This is a genomic window from Chitinophaga polysaccharea (genome assembly GCF_902150045.1).
GTDB lineage: Bacteria > Bacteroidota > Bacteroidia > Chitinophagales > Chitinophagaceae > Chitinophaga > Chitinophaga polysaccharea_A.
In genome coordinates this window covers 1,300,564-1,323,598 of the sequence record NZ_CABFVU010000002.1, presented here as the reverse complement: position 1 = coordinate 1,323,598, position 23,035 = coordinate 1,300,564, and the positions used below count along the sequence as shown (strand labels likewise).

General features: G+C 48.6%; 17 protein-coding genes. 7 read left to right on the top strand and 10 right to left on the bottom strand.

The window, feature by feature from the left end:
* Positions 1–34: 34 nt before the first annotated feature.
* Together FN124_RS20055 and FN124_RS20050 are read right to left on the bottom strand one after the other, a co-directional pair.
* Positions 35–460, bottom strand: a complete 426-nt coding sequence (locus FN124_RS20055) for an SRPBCC family protein (RefSeq protein WP_142686529.1) — start codon at positions 458–460, stop codon at positions 35–37.
* 57 nt (positions 461–517) lie between these two features.
* Positions 518–1,423: a helix-turn-helix domain-containing protein gene (locus FN124_RS20050; RefSeq protein ID WP_142686528.1), complete on the bottom strand. Its 906-nt coding sequence runs from the start codon at positions 1,421–1,423 to the stop codon at positions 518–520.
* A gap of 152 nt (positions 1,424–1,575) precedes the next feature.
* Here FN124_RS20050 and FN124_RS20045 point away from each other — a divergent pair, with 152 nt between their 5' ends.
* Positions 1,576–2,562, top strand: coding sequence for an aldo/keto reductase (locus tag FN124_RS20045; RefSeq protein WP_142686527.1), 987 nt, complete (start codon positions 1,576–1,578; stop codon positions 2,560–2,562).
* A 21-nt stretch (positions 2,563–2,583) separates the two neighbouring features.
* On the opposite strand, the gene FN124_RS20040 is transcribed toward FN124_RS20045, so the two are convergent.
* From FN124_RS20040 to ligD, 5 genes are all read right to left on the bottom strand, one after another.
* Positions 2,584–3,948 (bottom strand): Gfo/Idh/MocA family protein, encoded by a 1,365-nt coding sequence (locus FN124_RS20040; protein ID WP_142686526.1) that lies wholly within the window; start codon positions 3,946–3,948, stop codon positions 2,584–2,586.
* A gap of 26 nt (positions 3,949–3,974) precedes the next feature.
* Positions 3,975–4,832: a sugar phosphate isomerase/epimerase family protein gene (locus FN124_RS20035; protein WP_185937279.1), complete on the bottom strand. Its 858-nt coding sequence runs from the start codon at positions 4,830–4,832 to the stop codon at positions 3,975–3,977.
* A gap of 216 nt (positions 4,833–5,048) precedes the next feature.
* A complete protein-coding gene (locus FN124_RS20030) occupies positions 5,049–5,393 on the bottom strand; it encodes a hypothetical protein (protein WP_142686524.1) in 345 nt (114 codons plus the stop codon).
* 94 nt (positions 5,394–5,487) lie between these two features.
* Positions 5,488–5,667, bottom strand: a complete 180-nt coding sequence (locus FN124_RS20025) for a DUF1801 domain-containing protein (protein WP_142686523.1) — start codon at positions 5,665–5,667, stop codon at positions 5,488–5,490.
* 40 nt (positions 5,668–5,707) lie between these two features.
* A complete protein-coding gene (gene ligD, locus FN124_RS20020; RefSeq protein WP_260607529.1) occupies positions 5,708–7,777 on the bottom strand; it encodes a DNA ligase D in 2,070 nt (689 codons plus the stop codon).
* 281 nt (positions 7,778–8,058) lie between these two features.
* Between ligD and FN124_RS20015 the strand changes: the two genes are divergently transcribed.
* Genes FN124_RS20015 through treY form a run of 4 tightly spaced genes read left to right on the top strand, consistent with a single transcriptional unit; the run spans position 8,059 to position 14,562 of the window.
* The gene (locus FN124_RS20015) at positions 8,059–8,568 is read left to right on the top strand and encodes a hypothetical protein (RefSeq protein WP_142686522.1); all 510 of its coding nucleotides are present in this window, start codon (positions 8,059–8,061) and stop codon (positions 8,566–8,568) included.
* 25 nt (positions 8,569–8,593) lie between these two features.
* Complete coding sequence (gene malQ / locus FN124_RS20010; RefSeq protein WP_142686521.1) at positions 8,594–10,102, top strand: 4-alpha-glucanotransferase; 1,509 nt, start codon at positions 8,594–8,596, stop codon at positions 10,100–10,102.
* Between the two features lie 4 nt (positions 10,103–10,106).
* Positions 10,107–11,921, top strand: coding sequence for a malto-oligosyltrehalose trehalohydrolase (gene treZ / locus FN124_RS20005; protein WP_142686520.1), 1,815 nt, complete (start codon positions 10,107–10,109; stop codon positions 11,919–11,921).
* Positions 11,911–14,562, top strand: coding sequence for a malto-oligosyltrehalose synthase (gene treY / locus FN124_RS20000; RefSeq protein WP_185937278.1), 2,652 nt, complete (start codon positions 11,911–11,913; stop codon positions 14,560–14,562). The genes treZ and treY overlap by 11 nt, the downstream gene beginning before the upstream one ends.
* Here treY and glgX read toward each other — a convergent pair.
* Positions 14,554–16,677, bottom strand: a complete 2,124-nt coding sequence (gene glgX / locus FN124_RS19995; protein ID WP_142686518.1) for a glycogen debranching protein GlgX — start codon at positions 16,675–16,677, stop codon at positions 14,554–14,556. The genes treY and glgX overlap by 9 nt on opposite strands.
* 136 nt (positions 16,678–16,813) lie before the next feature.
* Here glgX and FN124_RS19990 point away from each other — a divergent pair, with 136 nt between their 5' ends.
* A complete protein-coding gene (locus tag FN124_RS19990; protein WP_142686517.1) occupies positions 16,814–17,137 on the top strand; it encodes a hypothetical protein in 324 nt (107 codons plus the stop codon).
* A 4-nt stretch (positions 17,138–17,141) separates the two neighbouring features.
* Positions 17,142–19,640, top strand: a complete 2,499-nt coding sequence (locus FN124_RS19985; RefSeq protein ID WP_142686516.1) for an Hsp70 family protein — start codon at positions 17,142–17,144, stop codon at positions 19,638–19,640.
* On the opposite strand, the gene FN124_RS19980 is transcribed toward FN124_RS19985, so the two are convergent.
* Positions 19,637–21,265 (bottom strand): hypothetical protein, encoded by a 1,629-nt coding sequence (locus FN124_RS19980; RefSeq protein WP_142686515.1) that lies wholly within the window; start codon positions 21,263–21,265, stop codon positions 19,637–19,639. The genes FN124_RS19985 and FN124_RS19980 overlap by 4 nt on opposite strands.
* Before the next feature lie 105 nt (positions 21,266–21,370).
* Positions 21,371–23,035, bottom strand: a complete 1,665-nt coding sequence (locus FN124_RS19975) for a hypothetical protein (protein ID WP_142686514.1) — start codon at positions 23,033–23,035, stop codon at positions 21,371–21,373.

The following is a 23,035-nucleotide window of genomic DNA, read 5'->3' as shown; positions in this document are numbered from 1 at the left end:
TTATTGCCAAATCCGCATCGCCGAAGGCGATCTCCTATTTTTCCGCCACCTGTTTCAGGCCGGCCAGCACCTGGCGCCAGTTACTGCGGGAATGATCACAGGCCTGCTGATCAGCAAAATTCTCCTGGCTCACAGTGAAGCCGGTAGTACCGTTACCATTGCTGCTGAGGGTATAAACGATGATGGAATAATTCTCCGGCTTATCTTCTTTGCCGGAGCTCAGGTAGGAAAAAGATAACTGCTTATCTTTTTCCACTGCCAGCACCTCTCCTTTTTCTTCGTAGCGTTGTCCTTCCCATTCACCGGACCAGGTAACAGGACTGCCTGCTTTCCAGTCGCTGATAACATCTGTTCCAAAAAAATATTCTTTGATCAGTGACTTATCAGTGATGGCGGCCCATACTTTTGAAACAGGGGCATTGATGCTGATGGATTCCGAAAGTTTTAACTGCTTGTCCATAATACATTGTTTTTGATGTTACAATATTAAGGAACCACTGTTTCGGCGAATTGCACTTTACGGATTAATTCTAACGGAATTGGGAGTAACGCCAAACTTCTTCTTAAACGCATTATTAAAATGCTGTGGCGTGGAATAACCCAGCTCATAGGCGATTTCAGCAGATGTTTTCTGTGTTTCCTGCAGGTACTGGTTAGCCAGCTGCAAACGTTGCCCGGTAAGATAATCAAACACCGTAGAGTTAAAGGTTTCTTTAAACCCGCGTTTGAGCTTATATTCATTCAGTCCTACCAGCTGTGCTATTTCACTAAGACCAGGAGGGTTACTGAGCCGGGTATTGATCAGGTCTCTTACCGCAATGATCTTTTCCTTGTCTGTTTTATTTTTTATGAAGATGTCTTTCTTCTCAGCATAGTTATATGCTTCTGCTGAAAGCACCAGTAATTCGATACTTTTCGAGAGCAGGAATAATTTCTTCAGCTGGCCGGTAAAACGGCAGTTTAAGATCTGTCCTATCACCTGCTGGATACCGGCATCAATAGGTCCCCATTTTTCAGACAGCAACACACTTTTCCCGCTCAGTACTGCCTCACAGAACCGTTGCAGGTGCTCATTGCCATTTTGGGTAAATTCCAGGAATTGTGTTTTGGAGAACTGGATACCGAAGGTTTCAATCTCTTTGGCTTTAGGCATTATTTCAATCTCAAAGCCGTTCGAGTACATGATATTGTGATGCCCGCCGACCAGGTCAAAAGAGCGGCCCAGCTGCTTATATGAAAAAGCGTAATCGCCTTTCATACCAAAATGCAGGCGTACCACATCCGTATCGTTACTGGCGTGTACGCGGTCTTGCGTGGTGTACCGGGAAACCGTATGTGTTAAGCGGATATCATCGCAAAACCAGTCGGTGATATCGGTAATACCGGACGGAGTAATTAACTGGTATTGTTTATCGTGGTTCATAATGGGACCTCAAAAATACGAATATTCGGTACCTTTCCTGCACAGGGCATCTTTGATTTGCACAATTAATACTGTAATAATTACAAGTATGCAAGTATTACGCCGCCTATCTTTGCCCCGTTATTATTACCACCAACCCGAAAATAAATCATATGAAGTACAGAACATTAGGAACAACAGACGTGAAATTGTCAGCCATTGGACTGGGCTGCATGGGGATGAGCCATGCGTATGGCACTCCGGATGATGTGGAATCTATTGCCACGCTTGAAAAAGCGCTGGAAATAGGGATCAATTTCTGGGATACAGCAGATGTGTATGCTGCGGGTAAAAACGAGGAGCTGATCGCTAAAGTATTAAAACCTAACCGCAGTAAGATCTTTCTTGCTACCAAATTTGGATTCACTTCTTCCCCTGCTTCCGGCATTACACATTTTGATGGTTCGCCGGCCTATATGAGGAAGGCTGTGGAAGCGAGTTTAAAGAGATTACAAACGGATGTGATCGATCTATATTACGCGCACCGTATTGATCCGAATGTGCCGGTAGAAGAAATGGTAGGCGCAATGGCAGAGCTGGTGAAGGAAGGTAAGGTCCGCTACCTGGGCCTCTCTGAAGCATCTGTAAACAGCCTGCGTAAAGCGCATGCGGTGCATCCTATCAGCGCATTGCAAAGCGAATACTCTTTACTTACGAGAGATGTGGAAAAAGAGATCCTGCCGGCATGTAAAGAACTGGGCATCAGTTTCGTGCCATTCAGTCCGCTTGCACGCGGCCTGGTTACCAACGATCTTGACATCACCAACCTGGCGGACAACGACTTCCGCAAGTCGCTGCCACGTTACCAGGGTGAGCATGCAGAGAACAACCGCCTGCTGGCCGCCGGCTTTGCAGCACTGGCAGCGGGTAAAAACTGTACGTCTGCACAACTGGCCCTGGCGTGGGTACTGGCACAGGGGGAAAACGTGATCCCTATTCCAGGCACCAAAAGAAGGAAGTACCTGCTGGACAATGCCGGCGCAGTGGATATCAATTTAACGGCAACGGATCTGCAAAACCTGGAAGAGCTGTTGCAGAAATACCCCAACACCGGCGACAGGTACAATGAGGCCATGGATAAACTGGTGGACCGGAGTTAGTGTTTGTCGCCTTCGGCGACACTACATCTTAAACACTTTGCCTCCCACCATTACTTCCTGGGTAGCTTCGTCAAAGGTAGCCTTCATGCCGGTGCGGTAAGCTGCGTTACCCATAATCAGCGCAATGGAATGTGAGTAAGCTGCTTCAATGGGTGCATTGGGCTGCTTACGTTCACGCACACACGTCATCCAGTTGCGTACATGCGCATTGGTGAGCGGATCGCCGCCGGTGTTTGCGCTGGTTGCTGCAGCCTCTTCATTGCTGAGCGTTTGGCTTGGCAGCAGGTTGGCATGCATTCCCATTTCCTGGGCTTCCCTTTCTGTAAGGCCGCCGGTAGGGCTTATTTTATTGGTAGACATATCGATGGTACCGCCATTCGAGTAATAGATCTCCTTGGTACCGCCGGCAGAGTTATGGAAACGGCTGCTGTACATTACCTGGAAACCGCTGGACGGATCATTTTCCGGACCATAGTCGAATACCGCGGTGAGGGTATCAGGGTTCTTACGGCCATCTTTCCACATATAAATACCCCCGTTGGCCACGGCGCTGCGCGGGTGTTTCAGACCGCTGAACCAATGTACCGTGTCTATCTGGTGAGTCATCCACTGCCCGAAGATACCGGAAGAATAAGGCCAGAAGAGGCGGTATTCAAGATATTTGCGCGGGTCCCAGCTGTCTTGCGGGCGACCTGCCAGGAAGCGTTTCCAGTCGGTATCAGATTCCTTAATGGATTTCACCAGGTCAGGACGGCGCCAGCGGCCGGGCTGATTTACGTTCCAGGTCATTTCCACCATGGTAATCGGACCAAATTTTCCCTGCTGGATGAAGTTGGCCGCCGCATGATAACTGGGACCGCTGCGGCGTTGTGTACCCACCTGCATAATGCGGCCGGAATCCTTTACCGCCTTGAGGGCGCTGCGGGCGTCTTCCATTGTTTCAGCGAAAGGCTTTTCACTGTATACATCGCACTTGTTCTTTACGGCTTCAATAGTATGGTAAGCATGCTGAAAATCGGCAGAGGCAATGAACACTGCATCCAGTCCTTTGATATTATACAGCTCATCATTATTCATACAGGCCTGAACGTTATGCCCGGTTTTCTGCTGCAGGAAAGCTTTTCCTTCGTCCCTGCGGCGGTTCCATATGTCAGACACCGCAATCAGGTCGAAGTTCAGTTCCTTGTTGTTGTTAAAGAAAGATGGCAGCAGGGCCTGGCGCGCACGATCGGAAAATCCTACCAGTCCAACGTTTACACGGTCGTTGGATCCCATAATACGAGCATAGCTGCTGGCGGGTATTCCCATCGCGCTGATGGTGATACCGGCTCCTGCCAGTAACGACTGTTGCAGGAATTCCCGTCTTGTTTTTTTTGATTCAGACATATAAAAGCGTTTTTATAGTGTGTTGTTTATTTGGCGTAAGCTTCTTTCAGTTGTCCTTCCAGGTAATCGAAGGCCGGTTTATATTGCGTAGCGGGATCTTCCCAGCGGCATTCCATCATAATGCGGCCGGTATACCCGATCTTATGCAGTGCCGCGAAATAAGGACGGAAATCGTCTCCCGCAACGCCGGGGGCGGTGCGCTTATCTCTTTCGGCAATATGGCAATGCACCAGTACCGCTTTTGCATTTTCAATGCTGGCAGGGGATTCCTGTTCTTTCAGCATATGATAAATATCTGCTGTAAGCCTGAAGTTGGGATGGCCGATCTTTGTAACGATCTCATTCCCTTCAGCCAGTGTGTTCACGAAATTGGTTTCAGTGGAATTAAGATTTTCCATGGCGATGACGATATTGTATCTACCGGCTACCGCTGCCATCTTGCGGCATAAACCAATGAACTGCTGTTTGCATTTTTCGCGGTCCGCCCCTTCCGGTATCTTTCTCGCTTCACCACTACCCAGCACGATGAGCTTTATCCCTGCAATTTTTGCGCGCTGCATTACAGAGTCCACATAGCCCAGCACCCTTGCTTCATTTACCTCGCTGCCTACTATCTTCATTGTTCCGGGGATAAATACATTACAGGTCTGGATCTTACATTTGCTGCCACGGATGGCATGCAGCTGTTCCCTGAACTGGGCTTCGCTCAGTGCGGGCGACAATATCTTGCGCACCGTTTCTTCCAGGCAGGTAAATCCTGTGGCAGCAGCGAGACTGTCGTTCGAAAAAGAAGTACAGATCCCTATAGCAGGAAGTGATTGTGCATTCGATTGCAAAAATGGGCAAAAGACAAAGGAAAAAAGCAGTAGCAACCATGTTTTCATAACGTCTGGTAAGTTTATGTGGAAAAACGGAACAGCATTAAGATAATATCTAATTCCGGAAAAACAAAACAAAAAGAAGGCGGGCGGGAAAAAACGTAAAATAATACAGGCTATCATTATACCTTCCTGATAATTGCACAGCAAAGCAAAGTGATAGCCCATTGAAATAAAAAATGATTGAATTTTTATGGGGAAGAAAGGAGAAAGAAATTCAGACTATTGATATTCCTGCTCTAAAAATGTGCCCAGTTCCTGTTCAAGCTTTTTACGTTCTGAATAAAAAGGGAAAAGCCTGTCCAATACGTTGCCGCTGCCCGTAACGATAAGATCCAGTAAAAAACAGATGACCAGTATAACCGATGGTTTCGGAGTTCTTTCTATAATCATCCTGTTTTCTTCTCTTGTTACCTGTATGGCTACAAACCATGATTCCTCTACAAAGAGACTTTGCTTATTACCAAAATCAAACAGGTTGTACGCATATCTGCCGGAGAATCTTTGCTGCAGCGTGTTTGCGATGTCGTTAATAGATGGGAGTATTTTTGAGGAGTTGATGACCATCTTTTTTTCTTATCAATTTAACTATAAATTCTGAGAAATGGTCAATAAAAAAATGTAGTTACTATTTAACCGGATCAGCCTATCTCTTCACAATTCAGGATCTGTATGATACCCCGGGCGGGTACAGTGAATGCGGTACTACGAAGCCCGGCATACCATAGGTCATTTCTTCACGGAACCCGGGCGGTAAATGTTCGCGCACCGTTTGCTGCAGGCGGGTGAGTATTTCCTTACGGTCAGGGGATAGTGCGTTAATGTATTCATCGGGAGTCATACCTGGGGAAGTATATCTTAAAGATAAATATTCCCTTGGTTTATACTCTTACTGAAAACTTTTTCAGCAGACGCTCCAGGTTCACTCCCCTTCCCAATACGGGCTTAAAAAGATCTCCTTCTGACCTGATCCGCTCCAATGCATTCTTAATGGTAAAATCGGTCATCTTTAAACCTTTGCGCACTTCATCCCAGTGCAGGGGCATAGATACTGTGGCGCCGGGTTTGGGGCGAAGGGAATAAGGAGCGGCAAGCGTTGCTTTAGGACGGTTTTGCAGGTAATCTATATAGATCCTTCCTTTCCTGTTACGGGTCATCCGCTCAATGCTGGTAAATGCGGGCAGCTGTTCATGCGCCGTTGCAGCGATCAGTTTTCCGAAAAGCTGGCACTGGTCGTAAGTATACTTTGCGCCTAAAGGAATATAAATGTGTATACCGGTGGACCCGGATGTTTTGGGATAGCTTTTCACACCCAGGTTTTCCAGCACCTGCCGAACTACCTGGGCAGTTTGGATAACCTGCTGAAAAGTATTTCCTTCATCAGGGTCAAGATCAATCAGGCACCAGTCGGGGTTATCAGGCTGTTGTATGGTGCTGTTCCATGGGTTCATTTCAATGGCGCCCAGGTTAGCCATCCATAGCAGGCTGGCTTCATCTTCCACTACCAGGTAATTTTTATCTTCCCCTTCACTGGTGCGGTAGGGGAATTGTTTTACCCATTCAGGCGCTACAGTGGTAACATCTTTCTGGTAAAAACTTTTCCCGTTTATGCCATTCGGAAAACGGTTCAGTGATTGGGGTCGGTTCAGCAGGTAAGGAAGAATATACGGCGCCACCTGGTAATAATAGTTCAGCATATCCCGTTTGGTATATCCTTCTGCGGGCCAGAATTTTTTCCCGAGGTTACTGAACTTTAACTGGTGATGATTTACCTGTTTTACCTGGGTGGCCTCTGAAGGATTCAGCAATGATTTCCTGCTGTGCTTACCAACCGGTTTTGTTAACCGCACCATTTTCTCCTGCTTTTTTCCGGGCAGTATATCCGCAGTTTCAACAGGTTGTTCGGCAGTAACGGTTTTAGCCGGCTTGTCGGTGCGCATGCCTTCAAAACTGGGATGCCGCATCACTCCATCACTGGTGATCTCTGCATAGCTTACCTCGCAAACCAATTCAGGCTTCAGCCATGTAGCAGTGGCCAGCGGCGGGTTTGGGCGGAACCGCGAAGGTTGGTTTACATCCGGTGTTTCTGTAAAAGGACATTTCTTTATGATCAGTTTCCGGAAGGATTCCATCATTTCTTTCTGTTGCCTCGCATTAAAGCCGGTACCTATTTTACCGGTATACCGGAGCGCCCCATTCTCATACACACCTACCAGCAGGGAACTGAATGGCTTGGGAGAGCCTTCATTATTGGTAAAGCCGCCAATCACCACTTCATGCCTTTTGTTTGTTTTTATTTTCAGCCAATCCCTGCTCCGGTCCTGTATATAAGGGCTGTTTGCTCTCTTAGCCATAATTCCTTCCATTCCCATTTTCTTTGTAGCTGCCAGGAGTTTGGCAGGGGACGCGTCAAACGATTCGCTGTAACGGATAATACCTGTTGGCGGGATAAGCGCCTCCAGTAATGCCCTTCTCCCGGTAAGCGGTAAACCGGTAAGATCCCTGCCTTCATACCAGAGCAGGTCAAAGATATAATATGCCAGCTCTCCGTCTGCTTCGCTTCTCCAGTTTTGAAGTGCGCCGAAATGAGCAATGCCATTTTCATTCAGCACACAAATCTCCCCATCTATCACTGCGTTCTTATCCAGCTGAACCAATGCTTCATAAACGGGGTAAAATTTATCGTTGAAAGATTTATTATTCCGGGAGATAAGGTTTACCTGGTCATGATTGCATAAGGCAACGGCACGGTAGCCATCCCACTTCACTTCATATAACCATCCCTGCTGCGCAGGCGGACTATCGACCAGTGTTGCCAGCATCGGCTTTACTGTTTTGGGGAAACGTGTTTCCGGCGCCCCGGTGAAACCATTCTTTTGCAGAATGCCCTGCTGTTTCCTGGATAAGCCCCCAGGGAATGCTTTGGGATTTTTTTTGTTAGTGGATCGCATATCCTTTCAACAGTAATTCTTATGCCAGAAAACTAATTCCTATGCATGTGAAGCCTACACAAGCAGGGCCTTCACATGAGCCTGCCAGCTTGTCCTGGCAAGCCCTTCAGCCTGGTTGGTACTGCGGCATTATTACACAGATGAGTGATAATATCCCCACTCTCAAAAAATGCCTCCCCACTTCAACCCGCTACCACAGCCATTATGCCATTACATCATCATCCGGCACCTGATTTGTTTTTCCCGGAAGTAAAAATAACCAGATCCCAATATTGTGTCGTATGAGAAACAAAATTACCAGCCTTCTTATTGAAGAAAAAGCAGATCAGCGTATTCAATTTTACTTGTCCCTTGACCTGCTGAAAGTGAACCACGCCTGTGTTTGCCAGGACAACACTACTGATGCACTTGCCTGGCTTAAAAGAAATACCGGCTTTGTTCCCGACTATATATTCATCAGTTCTGCGATCCCCGTAGCACATGCTGCCTTATTTATCAGGCAACTCCGCCAGCTAAAGGGAATAGCCACTGTACCTGTGCTGCACTTTGCGGCACCGAAGGAACAACTGTCCACGTTTGAGCTTAACGCAACCGGTTTTACTGACTGCCTGGTAAAACAGCCTGATATTTATTATTTAAGGGATGCGCTTAAAGTGATTTTTGAAAAAGATTATCATCTGGCAAAAACGACAGAGGAAGTACCCATACTGAACAACGTGGCTTCACGGATAAGGGAAATGATGGAAAACAGCGTAACCGCCATCGAAGCGCCACGTCGCTTATCTGCGTGATCTGTTACCGCTTAAACAGCAACATATGGCATTAACACCTTCCGGCAAAACGGCAAGGAGGGCAGGAATATTACTGCACATTACCTCCCTGCCCGGCCCTTTTGGAATGGGAGACCTCGGGCCTGCCGCGCGGAAGTTCGCCGATCAGCTGTACGACAGCGGTCAGCGGATATGGCAGGTGTTACCGGTAAACCCTATTGATATCTCCAATGCTTCGCCTTACAGCGCCTTATCGGCCATGGCGGGAAACATCCTCCTGATCAGCCCCGAACTGCTGGTGGAAGAAGGCTTACTGGATAGATCGACATTGATAAAATATCATCTGCCGCAGACAGATACTGTTGATTTCAAAGCAGCAGCAAGATATAAACTGGCCATGCTGGAATCGGCATGGCTGAATTTTAACAACGGCGGATATCCTGAACTGGCGACAGAATTCAAAGAGTTTTGCAACAGGGAAGCAGCATGGCTGAAAAGCTATACCACCTATAAGGCCTTGTCTGCCAAATACGGCGGCAAGCCCTGGCAGGAGTGGGATGCAGCCGACCGTAAAAAAGAGGCGGTGCTCAACAGTGAATATGCTGCTATCAGTTTAAAGGAACAATGGTGGCAGTTTATTTTTGACCGGCAATGGCAGCAGCTGAAAATGTACTGCGATCAGCGCAATATCAGTTTATTCGGAGACCTTCCTTTCTATATCAGTCACACTGCGGCGGATGTATGGAGCCACCGTGAGCTTTTCCTGCTGGACAATAAAGGTAATATGACCAGTGTAGCCGGGGTACCGCCGGATTATTTCAACGAGAACGGGCAACGGTGGAATATGCCCATCTACAGCTGGCAGGAGCTTAAAAAAACGAAGTACGAATGGTGGCTGCAAAGAATTAAACGAAACATGCATTGGTTCCACCTGCTGCGGCTGGATCACTTCAGGGCCTTTGCCGCCTTTTGGGAAGTACCTGCTTCATCACCTGATGCTAAAACTGGCACATGGCAGCCGGGCCCTGGCGGCGACCTGCTGAAGGCCATGATCAGCGCCTTCCCCGGCAACCCTTTCGTGGCGGAAGACCTGGGCGATATTGATAAAACGGTAACCGATCTGAGAGACCGGTTCAGCTTACCCGGGATGAAAGTATTACAGTTTGCGTTTGGAGATGACATGCCCGCAAGTACTCATATACCTCACCAGTATCCGCAACACTGCTATGCTTACACCGGCACGCATGACAACAATACCTCGACCGGATGGTTGCAGGAAGATGCCTCCGCTGTAGAACAAAATCACCTTAAACAATACAGCGGCATCGTACCAGGTAAAAAAAAGATACACCTCCTGCTGGGGCGCATGATATATGCTTCCGTAGCCTCCAATGCCATACTGCCTATGCAGGATGTACTGGGACTGGGATCCGCTGCCAGGATGAACAAACCTGCAGCAGACGGGCAGCATTGGGCCTGGAGAATGCTCCCGGGGCAATTCAGCAAAAAAACAATTACCAGGTTAAAAAAATGGACACAGCTATATAACCGTTGATCTTATGGATAAATACGATCTTACAGGAACATTCATCAACAACGAAGGCGCTGCCACCTTCCGGCTATGGGCTCCTCTCCGTAAGGAAGTGGCGCTGCAGCTGGCAGACAGGCAACTGCCAATGACGCCGGCAGGCAACGGCTACTGGGAACTAACGGTAACGGATATATACCCCGGTGCCCGGTATACTTACCTGCTGGATAATACCCTGCAGCGGCCCGATCCCGCTTCGCGCTGGCAGCCCGAAGGCGTACATGGCCCCTCCGCTGTTCCTGAAGCATCGTTCAAATTTACCGATGACCACTGGACCGGCATTGAACCGGAAAAAATGATCATCTATGAAATCCATACCGGTACTTTTTCTTCAGAGGGTACCTTCCGCGGCATTATACAACAACTGCACTACCTGAAAGAGCTGGGTATTACTGCTATTGAGCTAATGCCTGTAGCACAGTTTCCTGGCGAACGTAACTGGGGATACGACGGCGTATACCCGTTTGCGGTACACAACAGCTACGGTACGCCGGATGACCTGAAAACACTTGTAAACGCCGCCCACGCCATGGGGATAGCGGTAATCCTTGACGTAGTGTACAACCACCAGGGACCGGAAGGGAATTACTTCTCCGACTTTGCTCCCTGGTTCAACGATCATTACAAAACGCCCTGGGGTGCTGCTATCAACTTCGATGGCCCTTACAGCGATGGTGTGCGCAGCTTTTATATTCAGAATGCGCTGATGTGGCTGGAAGAGTTCCATATGGATGGTTTACGCCTCGATGCAGTACACGCCTTTGTTGATACCAGTGCAGTGCATTTCACGGAAAAGTTGTCCGCCGCCGTGAAAGCGCTGCAGGAACGCACTGGCAAAAGAAAGGTGCTGATCGGTGAAATAGACCTCAACAACCCGCGCTTTATAAACCCTGTAACCATTGGAGGATATGGACTGGATGCACAATGGGCCGATGAATTCCATCATGCGCTGCATAGCAGGTTAACCGGTGAAAGGCAGGGCTATTATGAAGACTTTGGAGAGGTATCGCACCTGGCCGCATCATTTGAAAATGCCTATGTTTATACCGGCCAGTATTCCGTGCACCGGAAAAGAAATTTCGGCAGACCTCCTTCCGGCAATCCTTTTCACCAGTTTGTGGTGTTTGCGCAAAATCATGACCAGGTGGGCAACCGCATGCGGGGAGAACGCCTTTCGTTGTTACTGTGTTTTGAAGCGCTGAAACTGGCTGCTGCTGCCGTTATACTATCTCCCTTTATTCCTTTGTTATTTATGGGAGAAGAATACGGGGAAAAAAATCCCTTCCTGTTCTTCACATCCCATACAGATCCCGGCCTCATAAAAGCGGTACAGGAAGGACGCAGGAAAGAATTTGCACATGCCGGTGAAGCGCCGGACCCGCAGGCGCCTGCCACTTTTCAGCAAAGTAAATTAAGCTGGAACACTACCGGTAACAGTAATACAGCACTGATGGCCTGTTACAAAGCACTGTTGTTACTGCGCAGCCAATACCCGGCCATTTCCGGCGGCAACCGCGAAAGCGCCCGCGTACATCATGCAGAAAATGAAAACGTCCTGGTGCTGGAACGCCGTATGGATGGCGAAACACTGCTGATCGTATTTAACTTCGATAAGCATACACAAACAATACCTTTTATCACGCATGGCAACCTGCGGAAAATATTTGATTCCGCAGGCACGGAATTTAACGGACCGGGTACGCTCCCCGAAGCTGAAGGTAATAACCTGCTGGTGATACAACCCTTATCTGCTGTTGTTTATGAAATTACCGCTTATGAAAACTGATACCAATTACCCGCTCTCCACCTATCGCATTCAGTTTAATGATGCATTCACATTTGCCCACCTGGAAGAGATACTTGATTACCTGCAACAGCTGGGCATCACCACTATTTATGCATCTCCTATATTCGATGCTGTACCGGGCAGCCAGCACGGCTACGATGGTATTGCCCCTTACCGGATCAATCCGGCTATTGGCACACTGGACGACCTGCGCAGGATCAGCGCTTCCCTCCGGCAACGCGGCATGACCTGGGTACAGGACATTGTTCCCAATCATATGGCGCTGCATCCCGGCAATGAATGGCTGATGGATGTACTGGAAAGGGGGCCGGTTTCTCCCTGGTATCATTTCTTTGATATCGACTGGGAATACCACGATCCGCAACTGCACGGGCGCCTCATGGTCCCCTTCCTGGACAGGCCTTTGCCGCAGGCCATCTCCGAAAAACAAATCACATTTACTGCCGGGGAAAACGGCTTTCAGTTCAATACCGGCAGCCTGGCTTTTCCACTGTCTGTTACCGCTTATGATGTGCTGCTGGATACTTTTGAAGATGCAGCCCCGGAGATACGCGGGTGCCTGTTATCATTACAGCAGAATGGCCGGCTGGCACTTCCCCCTGAAGAATGGCGGAGGCAAAAACAAACCTTGTTTAACGGCTTGCTCCAAATGCCGGCACTTACTGCCTTCCTGGAAAAAGTAAACAACCACGAGGCACTGCTTAACTTATTACTGGAACAACAGTATTACCTGTTCACACACTGGCAGGAAACGGCACAGCGCATCAATTACCGCCGCTTCTTCACTATCAACGGGCTTATTACGCTACGTATGGAAGATAAACAGGTGTTTGATACCTGGCATTCCTTCGTACATGAGCTATACCGGGAAAACCTGATCCAGGGATTACGTATAGATCATATAGATGGGCTGATGGAACCAGCCACCTATGTACGCAGGTTACGTGAGCTTTTTGGCGATGCATGTTATATTATAGCAGAAAAGATCCTGGGCGAAGAAGAATCACTTCCTGCCGGATGGGGGCTTGATGGTACCACCGGTTATGAATTCCTGTCGGATGTAAACCACCTGCTCACCAATAAATGGGGCGATGAAAAGATCAGCCGCTTTTACCGGGCGCAGTTCCCGGAGCTCGCCAGGTATCCACAGCTGGTGCAGAATAAAAAAACAATGATACTCCAAACGCAACTCAGCGCCGAATGGGATAACCTGGTATACCTGTTGTATCATTACCGGCTGGTGCATAAAAACACCGACCGCCAGAAGCTGAAAGTGGCATTGGGATTATGGATGGTATGTATGCCTGTATACCGGATCTACCCGGATTCATGGCCGCTGCCAGATAATGATATCATCATCCTGGAAGAAGCCATCACCGCTGCCGTCAAACGCGCGCCGGCATTAATAGATGAATTTGCCCTGTTCCGCTCATGGTGGAAAGAAGAGGCCGGAAAGCCTGCGGTTATTCTGAAGTTTTTAAAAAGACTGATGCAGTTCACCGGCCCCCTCACCGCCAAAGGCGTGGAAGACACGGTGTTTTATGTGTACAATGCATTACTGTCGCACAACGAGGTGGGTGACTCGCCGGCCGGCCATAAATGTACGCCGGCCACTTTTCATGAACGCAGCATTAAACGGCAACAGCAGTTCCCCGGCTCACTGAATGCCACTGCCACCCACGACACCAAACGCGGAGAAGACGCCCGTATACGGCTAAACGTGCTTACCCTGCTGCCAGACCTGTGGATACAACAGGTACAGCAATGGTATGCCATGAACAGTGCTTTCCGGGAAGAACATGCACCCACTAAAAATGACGAGTACTTTATTTACCAGTCCATCATTGCGGGATACCCTGAACGCAATGATCCTGAAAATAATTTTATCCCCCGCTTGTCGGCCTACCTGATTAAAGCACTGCGTGAATCAAAAGAGCACAGTGATTGGTCGCAACCTGATGAAGGGTATGAAAACAGCTGCATCAACTTTATCCACCGGCTGTTTTCTCCCGGGCATGGCTTTATGGAAAGCCTCCACCCGTTTATGGAAAAGATCAACCAGCACGCACAGGTGTATTCACTAAGCCAGTTGCTGGTTAAGATCACTTCCCCGGGCATACCGGATATATACCAGGGTTGCGAATTATGGGACTTTAGTTTTGTAGATCCTGATAACCGCCAACCGGTAAATTACCCCGACCGCATGAATATGTTATCACTCATGCTGCAGCTTGAAAAAGATGATCCCGCGGCGTTAATGAAACTGCTGTACGACAACCGCCGTTTTGCGTGGGAGAAATTATTTACCTGTACCAGGGCCTTGCAATTCAGAAAAGCACATGCCGCACTCTTTCAGCAAGGCGCTTATCTGCCGCTCAGCGGGGAGCAGGACCCGGTAATCGCTTATGCAAGGCAATATGAATACGATGCCTGCCTGGTAATAGCGCCTTTGCTGAGCCCGGGGAATTTTGAACAGCGCTGGTTACCGCTTGATAATAATTTACCGCAGCAATGGCGGGATATATTTACGGGAGAAACGGTGACAACAGAAAACGGGAAGCTTCCATTGGCGCTGCTGGATCGCTTCCCGGTTGCTTTGCTGGAAAAAATATCAGGTTGATTTATCTTCTTCCTTCATTAATAAAATAAGGGATCTTCCCGCTGCCATCAACTGATCGCCACTTTTATACGCCGCTCCTTCCTCATTGGTAGCAGTGTTGACCACTACTTTCCAGTGATCTCCATATTCCGCCGGTGGCAGTTGAAAGGCCAGTTCATCATGATGTGCGTTAAAGATGATGTAAAAACTATCATCCAGGACCTTATTTCCTTTTTCATCACGGGTACGCAAACTCAGTCCGTTAAGATACACACCAAGCGAACGGGCGAAGTAGGTATCCCAATGCTCATCTGACATGGGCGTTCCTTCGGGCAGGAACCAGGCGATATCCTCCACCCCTACACTTTCCACCGGCTCGCCCCGGAACCAGCGCTTACGGCGGAATACCGGGTGTTGCTGACGGAGGGCTATCATTTTCCGGGTAAATGCAATCAGCTCCTGGTCCATCTCCTGCCAGTTGAGCCAGCTCACCTCGTTATCCTGGCAGTAAGCATTATTGTTGCCCTGCTGTGTTCTTCCGGCTTCATCGCCCGCCAGCAGCATAGGAATACCCTGTGATAACAACAGCGTGGCCATAAAATTCCTTTTCTGCCGGGCTCTTAAGGTATTTACCAGCGGGTCTTGCGAAGGCCCTTCATTACCGCAGTTCCAGGAACGGTTGTGGCTTTCGCCATCGTTATTGTTTTCACCGTTTGCTTCATTATGTTTTTCATTGTAGGATACCAGGTCGTGCAATGTAAAACCATCATGCGCGGTAATAAAATTAACGCTGGCAGTAGGGCGGCGGTAATCTTCCTTGTAAAGATCGGCGCTGCCTGTAATGCGTGATGCAAATTCCGCGAGGGTGCTATCGGCGCCGCGCCAGTAATCGCGGATGCTGTCGCGGTATTTACCATTCCATTCCGCCCATCCCGGCGGGAACTTTCCCACCTGGTATCCGCCTTCACCGATATCCCAGGGCTCTGCAATCAGTTTTACCTGTGAAATCACAGGATCCTGGTGAATGATATCGAAGAATGCGCTTAGCCGGTCTACCTCGTGCAGCTCACGCGCGAGGGTAGCAGCCAGGTCAAAACGGAAGCCGTCCACATGCATTTCCGTGATCCAGTAACGGAGGCTGTCCATGATCAGCCGGAGCACATTTGGCAACCGGGCATTCAGGGTATTACCGGTGCCGGTATAATCCATGTAATATCTTTTATCGTCTGTAAGCCGGTAATACACTGCATTATCCACTCCTTTAAATGAGAGCGTGGGCCCGAGGTGATTCCCTTCCGCAGTGTGGTTGTATACCACATCCAGGATCACTTCTATACCGGCAGCATGCAGGGCTTTTACCATTTCCTTGAATTCCCTTACCTGTTCCCCACGGGTGCCGGAAGCAGCGTATCTCGCATCCGGTGCAAAAAAGCCTATGGTGTTATATCCCCAGTAATTAGTAAGTCCCTGATCTACCAGGTGGCGGTCGGCCACAAAATGATGCACCGGCATCAGCTCTACCGCGGTAATACCCAGCTGCTTTATATAATCAATAGCCGCCGGATGCGCCAGCCCCCTGTAGGTGCCGCGTAGTTCTTCAGGAATACCGGGATGCAGTTTGGTAAAACCTTTCACATGTGTTTCATAAATAATAGTTTGCTGGTAAGGGATCCTGGGCGGTTTATCATCTCCCCAATCAAACTGTTGATCTATCACCACACTTCCGGGAATAAAAGGAGCGCTGTCTGTTTCGCTATAGCTCAGGTCTTCGTTTACATGCCCCGGCTCATAACCAAACAGGGAATTATGCCAGTTGATAGTACCGTTTATTGCTTTTGCGTAAGGATCTATCAGCAGCTTGTTGGGGTTAAAGCGGTGCCCCTCCGATGGTTCGTAGGGGCCGTGCACACGATAACCGTACAGGAGCCCTGGCTTTGCGCCGGGGAGAAATGCATGCCACACGTTAGCGCTGCGTTCCTGGAGCCGGACAGTGTTGTAAGCTTCCCCTTCAGGATCGTTGAACAGGCACAGCTCCACCCTGGTGGCGTTTTCAGCGTACAATGCAAAATTCACTCCTTCGCCGTTCCAGGTAGCGCCTAAAGGGAACGGGCTTCCTGGGTATGTTGTTGTTTCCATAAGATGAACACGTTTTTTGAATATAGTGATACAGAAGGACTTCCATCTTATCAAAGCCGGTGCCATATGCGGATGATGCCCGGTACCCTGAACAGATGAAAATATCATTATATTTGCTTAGACCAGCAATTGAATAATGGACCCGTTATCGACCCTTCACATCCGGATCATCAACCAGGTTTTTGAACTGGATAAAAAAACAACTGCCAAACCGGAGTTGTTGTCCCTCCAACGTAATATAGACCGTATCAAACAACATTTTGAGGAAGCCGGCTATACCATCGTGAACCCGCTGGGAGAGCCTTACCGGGAAACGCGGGTGGATTATGAGGCGAGTATCACCGGTGAAATGTCGGCCGATATGGAAATCGTAAACGTGATCAAACCAGTGGTGTACTATACAGCGGGAGGACAAAAATCCATTTTACAAAAAGGTGTAGTCATCGCTGCCGCAAAATAAACCTATGAGCAACCAGATTAATTTCGGTATTGACCTCGGCACTACCAATTCCCTGATCGCACGGTTCCAGAACGGCGCCGTGGAAATTTTCAAAAACCCGTTCGGCCAGAAAGAAACGCTGCCTTCGGTAGTAGCTTTCCGGAAAGACCGGATCATTGTGGGCGACAAAGCCCGTGAGCTGATAGAGAAAGACCCTGAAAATGTGTTCTCTTCCTTCAAAAGAAAAATGGGCACCTCGGAATCTTTCTTTGTGCCCAATACCAGCGATTTTAAAACACCGGTAGAGCTGTCGGCCCTGGTGCTCCGCGAGCTGAAGAACTTTATTTATACCGGCGAAAAACCGGAAGCAGTGGTTATTACCATCCCTGCCTCTTTTGATACTATACAGTCCAATGCCACCAAAAAAGCCGGCAACGATGCAGGATTCCGCGAAGTATTACTGCTGCAGGAACCCATTGCCGCCAGCCTGGCTTTTGCCAACAAACAGGCCAATGCCACTTCCCTGCAGGGGCAGTGGCTGGTATACGATCTTGGCGGAGGTACCTTCGATGTGGCGCTGGTAAAAATTGTAGATGGCGAAATGCGTGTTACCGATCATGAAGGAGATAATTATCTTGGCGGGGTCGACTTTGATATTGCTATCATTGAACAGCTGGTGATACCCGCTTTGCTGCAGCAGCACGCTATCCCCGACCTGCTCACGGAAATGCGCAGCGCACGTGGAAAATACAATACCCTGTATCATATCCTGCTGAAAAAAGCAGAAGAGGCCAAAGTGCAACTCACTAACGGTCCTTCTGCTGAAATAGAATTTGAGCTGACGGATGCCAGCGGCGATACGCAGGATATCTATCTCACCATTACCCGTGAACAATTTGACACGGTGATCTACAACCGCATACAATACTCCGTTGATCTTGTAAAAAAGATCATCGACCGCAATCACCTTACTGCCGCCGATATCAAAGAAATAGTGATGATTGGCGGAAGCACCTATATACCGCTGGTGAAAAACCTGGTGGCCTCACAGCTGGACATAGCGGTGAACTGCAGCGTAGATCCTACCACTGCTGTAGCCATAGGCGCCGCCTGGTATGCAGGCACCAAAACCATTAGTGAGCCGCAGCAAACAGGGAATAAACCATTGGTCCCCGGCGTGCCAAACATCCGGTTTAAAACAGCCTACCAGAAAAATACCGCCGACAGGGAAGAATATTTCACCGCTATTGTAACCGGCCCCGTTACAGGGCTCAGCTACCGCATTGTACGCGCCGACGGCGGCTACGACAGCGGCATCAAGCCCCTGCAGGAACGCATTTCCGAAATGCTGCTGCTGGCGGAAAATGCCAGTAACACTTTCAACATACTCGTATTCGATGCCGCCCACAACGAGCTGGATGTACAAGCCCCGGTGATCGCCATTTCACAGGGTAAATTTAATATTCATGGCCAGCCACTGCCCAACGATATCTGCATAGAAATAGACGACCTGGAAAACAATGCCACCAAACTGGAGCTCATCTTTGAAAAGAATGCCATCCTGCCATTACGGAAAACCATCATCAAGGAAGTGATGAAAACCATCCTGCGCAGTGGCCGCGACAGCCTCCTGATCAACGTACTGGAAGGCAGCAGGTATGCAATTCCCGGCAGCTGCGTTCCGCTGGGCATGATAGAAATAAAAAGCACCGACCTCATTACCGATCTTGTAAAAGGCTCCGATGTGGAAATCACCCTGCAGATCAGCGAAAGCAGGGACCTTTCCGTGAAAGCGGTGCTGCTCATGAATGAACAGGAATTTTCCGAAGTGTTTAACCCCATGGTAAGGAAAATCAATACCGGCAAACTGCTGGATGATATCCGGCAGCTCCGTTTGAACGCATCTGAAAAAATAAAATCATTCCGCAAAAACCAGCAATACGAACTGGCTGCCACTGTGCAGGAGATCATGACGGATCTTGATCATATCAGCAGCCGCCTGGAACTGCTCAGCGATGATGATATCACCGATGAAAAATACCAGCTGGAAGAAAAGAAACGTAAACTGGCACAACAGCTTGACAGTACCGGGAAAGACCAGCTGATCGTGGAAATTACCGAGCTGTATTTTCAGCGGAAAGAATATTGCCTGTATAATATCCGGGAAGAAGAAGACAGCAGCCGCATGCCCCGTTTTGAAAAGATCATCGCAGATGAAAGCGCCTATTTATCTTCACAAAGTTACTACGCCATTAAAGCAAAAATTGATGAGCTGAATGACCTGAGCTGGGAAATAAGACGCAACAAACCCGAAACCTGGATCAACGCCTATTACTATTACGCTAATGTAAATACAGAAGAATATACAGATCCTCAAACAGCTGCGCGCTTTAAGGAAATCGGCGAGCGCGCACTGGAACGGAAAAATTATGATGAACTGAAAGTGGCGGTCAACCAACTGTACAACCTGATGCCGGATACGAAAAAGGAAAGAGACCAGCTAAAAGGAACAGGTATCGGCTAATCGCCTATTTCCAGCTCCACTCCTGCTGCATTATTTTCCAGCAGGTTGAAGTGCAGGTAAGTATCATCAGATAACCCGATCTCGACAGGAATATTCCGGTCGGAGGTTGCCCAGTACATGGGGTCCAGCTTGAATATGAGGCTGTTCTCTTTCAGGAATTGTTTGGAGTTTTTATAAGACATAAGGAAAAAACCTTTCACCCTGTATCCACGCACATCATCCATTGCATATTGCGCTTCTTTTGTACCATCCCAATGTTCGCCAACATACACATACAACCGGTTCACCGCAAGCTGCAACGGCACAAAAGCGCTATCGCCCGGCGAAATGTAACAGGAATAAAAAGTATCCGGTGTCTGGATCATAGCTATAGCAGGCACTATTAAACGATTGTAGAGATGCAGGCTTTGCCGGTGGGCCGGATTTCCTTTAGGTGATGCGTGGCTGGCATTCAGACCTTCCTTCGCCATCTTCAGTATGGCCGTATCGTTGGTTTTACGCAAAGGTTTTTCTAATGCCGCCATAAGATCAGGGCCGTACACATCATCTCCGGTTACCAGCGGTTTGCTGGTGTCCTTCTTATTCAAAGGATATATTGAATCAGTTTGCAGGTGATATAAAAGATATTTTACCGGCTCATAAGTGCGGATATTCGTAAAATAATCGAAGCTGGTAACTATTTCCGGGCGTGGTGATTTCGTTTCTATTAATGAAAAGAAAAGGCGGGACAAGAGAACAGCCGATACTATGAGCACCAGTGAACCGGTTCCCTCTTCACTAAGCATCTTTGGTTTCAGCGGGCCTAGCCAATACCCTATCCTCTGCGCCAGTTTCATTTTCTTCTTATACTCGTTCATCTTCGCTTTCCATCGTTCTTTCTCCTCCTGCACATATGTGGTGGCATCCAGCTTACTCACCAATTCCAGCGTAGCCATCCCGTTTCTGAAATCTTTCCGGTATACGGCCAGTCCCAGGTTGATCAGGGAAATGCCATAGTCGCTTCTCCACTCATGGAATCCGCGAGGCAATGCATTCAATTGCTGCACCATGGTGATATTGGCAAAGTCCTGTAGTTCCTTCCAGGAAATCACAGCTCCATTTCTCAGTTTTCCAATAACAATTTTCACCTGTTCCTCCACTATATGCATATAACGGAATATCCGCCTGTAGCTGATGGTGGTATGCTCCCCATCCAGCAGCCAGGGATTGGCAAAAAGATCGGTAGTGGCTTGCAGCTTCCTGTGTTTCAGGCTATCTATCACCGCGTTGGTAAATAACGGCTCATAGTAAGGAGAAATAAAATTCATGAAGGCCTGGTCTTCATACAAGGGGTTATCCGAAAACCTGCCGGTGATTTCTCCCTTGTCCAGGAAGTGCAGCAGCACCGGGTCTGCCGCCACCTGCGCGTGAAAGAACAGTTCCTTGCCGGCGGCCAGCCGATCAAAAAACTGTAGCAGCTGGTGTTTATCGAATGCCCATTCACCTGTTTTGAATTGTTTGTCGTCCGACAGTTCCAGTTCTGCCAGCATTTTTTTCCGGAGAAGGGATAACGCAGCAGTGTTTCCCGTATCTACGGGCCCACCCTGTACTGCCTCAAGGAAAATAATGGGATTCACATATTTCATAAGAAAGCAAAATAAATAAAATAAACACCTGTATCTCCCTTTTAATACTATAAAATCAAAAAAATAAAATCATCATAATCATGAGTCAGACAAAATCCGCGGCGGCTACTCCATGGGAATCAGGTCTACCCCGTTGAAATTATTTGTGAGTTGCCGGAGCTGCAGTTGTTGCTGCAGCATATCTTTTTGCGACAGGAACACTTCCACGGGTATATAGCGGTTGGAGCGCTGCCAGTAGCTGCTGTCGAGGTTCAGTTGCAGGCAGGATGTTTTCAGGAAATGGAGGGCATCATAAACCGGCATCAGGAAAAATCCTTTAGCACGATAAGATGGTACATAATCCATGGCATATTCCGCTTTCCATTCAGGGTCCCATCCTGTACCGGCGTAAAAATACACCCGGCTGATGGACAAAGGGAGGGGCATAAAGGCGCTGTCGAACGGAGCGATGTAACAGGAGTAAAATGAATCAGGCGTTTGCACCATGGTGATCAGTGCGCCATCCTGCCGGTTAAAAACACGCAGGCTTTGCCGGTGCGTGGGATCGGTCCAGGAGCTGTCTTCCGGCGTCCAGTTCCTTTCCCTGCCGAAAGGCGGGCGTACAAAGCCGGCCCCATAATCGCCCTGCATGCGTACCGCCTTCATAAAATCGGCGCCGTAAAGGTCTGTGCCCGTGGCAGGCGCCGGCAGCTTAGGGCCGTTTAACAGCTTCTCCGCCCGTTTCTCTGTATCCATCAGTAACTGCGACAACAGGTACTGCATGGCAAGCGAGGTACGGGCTCCCATAAAGATGCTGTTCTCACTTTCCCTCACGTTAATACGGGGCGTATAGGCTTGTTCAAAATGAGCACCGATAATGATAGCCGCAATAATGGCGATGGCAATTCCTCCTTTGAGAAGCGCATCCCTGACCAGTTTCCTGCGATCTTTCTTTTGCCGGTACCCGGCGCCGAAAAACCTGGCCAGCAGGGATTTACGGCTGATGGCTTTTTCTTCCAGGCGCTGAAAATACCTTTCTGTTTGTTCCCGTACATAAGCCCCGCATTTCAATACTTTTACTGCGCGAAGTATTTCCAGTGCTTTTTTATTTTCACGGGTACCATCCAGCGCCAGTGCAAAGTTGATCATCAGGATGCCATAATCGTTCCTGAATTCCTGGAAAATATCCGGCAGGGCGTTCAATACCCGTACCTGCTGTAAACCTGCATAGGGCAAGGCTTCCCTCCACCGGGAGTTTGGGTTGGCCCTCCTGCGGGCTTCCGCATCTTCCAGTATTTTATAGGATTGCTGCAGGGTGCGGAATATTTTATCATAGCTCCGGTTTTGATGTTCGCCATCCATCAGCAGCGGGTTGGCATACAACTGCTGTAACAGCGGCGCCAGTTGTTGTTTAAGGCTGTTCACTACTGCAGCGGTAAATAACGGTTCATAAAACGGCGCTATAAAAGCGAGGAATGGCGGGGTGTTGTAAAGAGGGTTATCATTAAAAAGTCCTGACAGTTTACCCGTTTCCAGGAAACCTGACAGGACCGTATCGTTATTGATCTGTTGATAAAAATGTAACCTGGCGGGCGCTTGCAGTTCATCAAAGAAATGCAGCAGGTCGTTTTTACTGAGCCATTGTGTTCCTGCACGTAATACCTTTTCTTCTGATAATTCCAGCTCTGCCATCATTTTTTTCCGGAGAAGGGATACTGCAGCGGCATCCTCCGCTGCTACAGGCCTGCCATTCATCTTCTCCAGGAAAGCAAAGGGATTCAGGTATTTCAT

What these genes read in the sequence shown, in the direction of transcription:
- FN124_RS19975 (WP_142686514.1), bottom strand. Translation starts at nt 23,035, where the DNA reads ATGAAATACCTGAATCCCTTTGCTTTCCTGGAGAAGATGAATGGCAGG.
- FN124_RS20035 (WP_185937279.1), bottom strand. Translation starts at nt 4,832, where the DNA reads ATGAAAACATGGTTGCTACTGCTTTTTTCCTTTGTCTTTTGCCCATTT.
- FN124_RS20015 (WP_142686522.1), top strand. Translation starts at nt 8,059, where the DNA reads ATGAGAAACAAAATTACCAGCCTTCTTATTGAAGAAAAAGCAGATCAG.
- FN124_RS19985 (WP_142686516.1), top strand. Translation starts at nt 17,142, where the DNA reads ATGAGCAACCAGATTAATTTCGGTATTGACCTCGGCACTACCAATTCC.
- FN124_RS20050 (WP_142686528.1), bottom strand. Translation starts at nt 1,423, where the DNA reads ATGAACCACGATAAACAATACCAGTTAATTACTCCGTCCGGTATTACC.
- treZ (WP_142686520.1), top strand. Translation starts at nt 10,107, where the DNA reads ATGGATAAATACGATCTTACAGGAACATTCATCAACAACGAAGGCGCT.
- FN124_RS20030 (WP_142686524.1), bottom strand. Translation starts at nt 5,393, where the DNA reads ATGGTCATCAACTCCTCAAAAATACTCCCATCTATTAACGACATCGCA.
- FN124_RS19990 (WP_142686517.1), top strand. Translation starts at nt 16,814, where the DNA reads ATGGACCCGTTATCGACCCTTCACATCCGGATCATCAACCAGGTTTTT.
- ligD (WP_260607529.1), bottom strand. Translation starts at nt 7,777, where the DNA reads ATGCGATCCACTAACAAAAAAAATCCCAAAGCATTCCCTGGGGGCTTA.
- FN124_RS19980 (WP_142686515.1), bottom strand. Translation starts at nt 21,265, where the DNA reads ATGAAATATGTGAATCCCATTATTTTCCTTGAGGCAGTACAGGGTGGG.
- FN124_RS20045 (WP_142686527.1), top strand. Translation starts at nt 1,576, where the DNA reads ATGAAGTACAGAACATTAGGAACAACAGACGTGAAATTGTCAGCCATT.
- malQ (WP_142686521.1), top strand. Translation starts at nt 8,594, where the DNA reads ATGGCATTAACACCTTCCGGCAAAACGGCAAGGAGGGCAGGAATATTA.
- FN124_RS20040 (WP_142686526.1), bottom strand. Translation starts at nt 3,948, where the DNA reads ATGTCTGAATCAAAAAAAACAAGACGGGAATTCCTGCAACAGTCGTTA.
- FN124_RS20055 (WP_142686529.1), bottom strand. Translation starts at nt 460, where the DNA reads ATGGACAAGCAGTTAAAACTTTCGGAATCCATCAGCATCAATGCCCCT.
- treY (WP_185937278.1), top strand. Translation starts at nt 11,911, where the DNA reads ATGAAAACTGATACCAATTACCCGCTCTCCACCTATCGCATTCAGTTT.
- FN124_RS20025 (WP_142686523.1), bottom strand. Translation starts at nt 5,667, where the DNA reads ATGACTCCCGATGAATACATTAACGCACTATCCCCTGACCGTAAGGAA.
- glgX (WP_142686518.1), bottom strand. Translation starts at nt 16,677, where the DNA reads ATGGAAACAACAACATACCCAGGAAGCCCGTTCCCTTTAGGCGCTACC.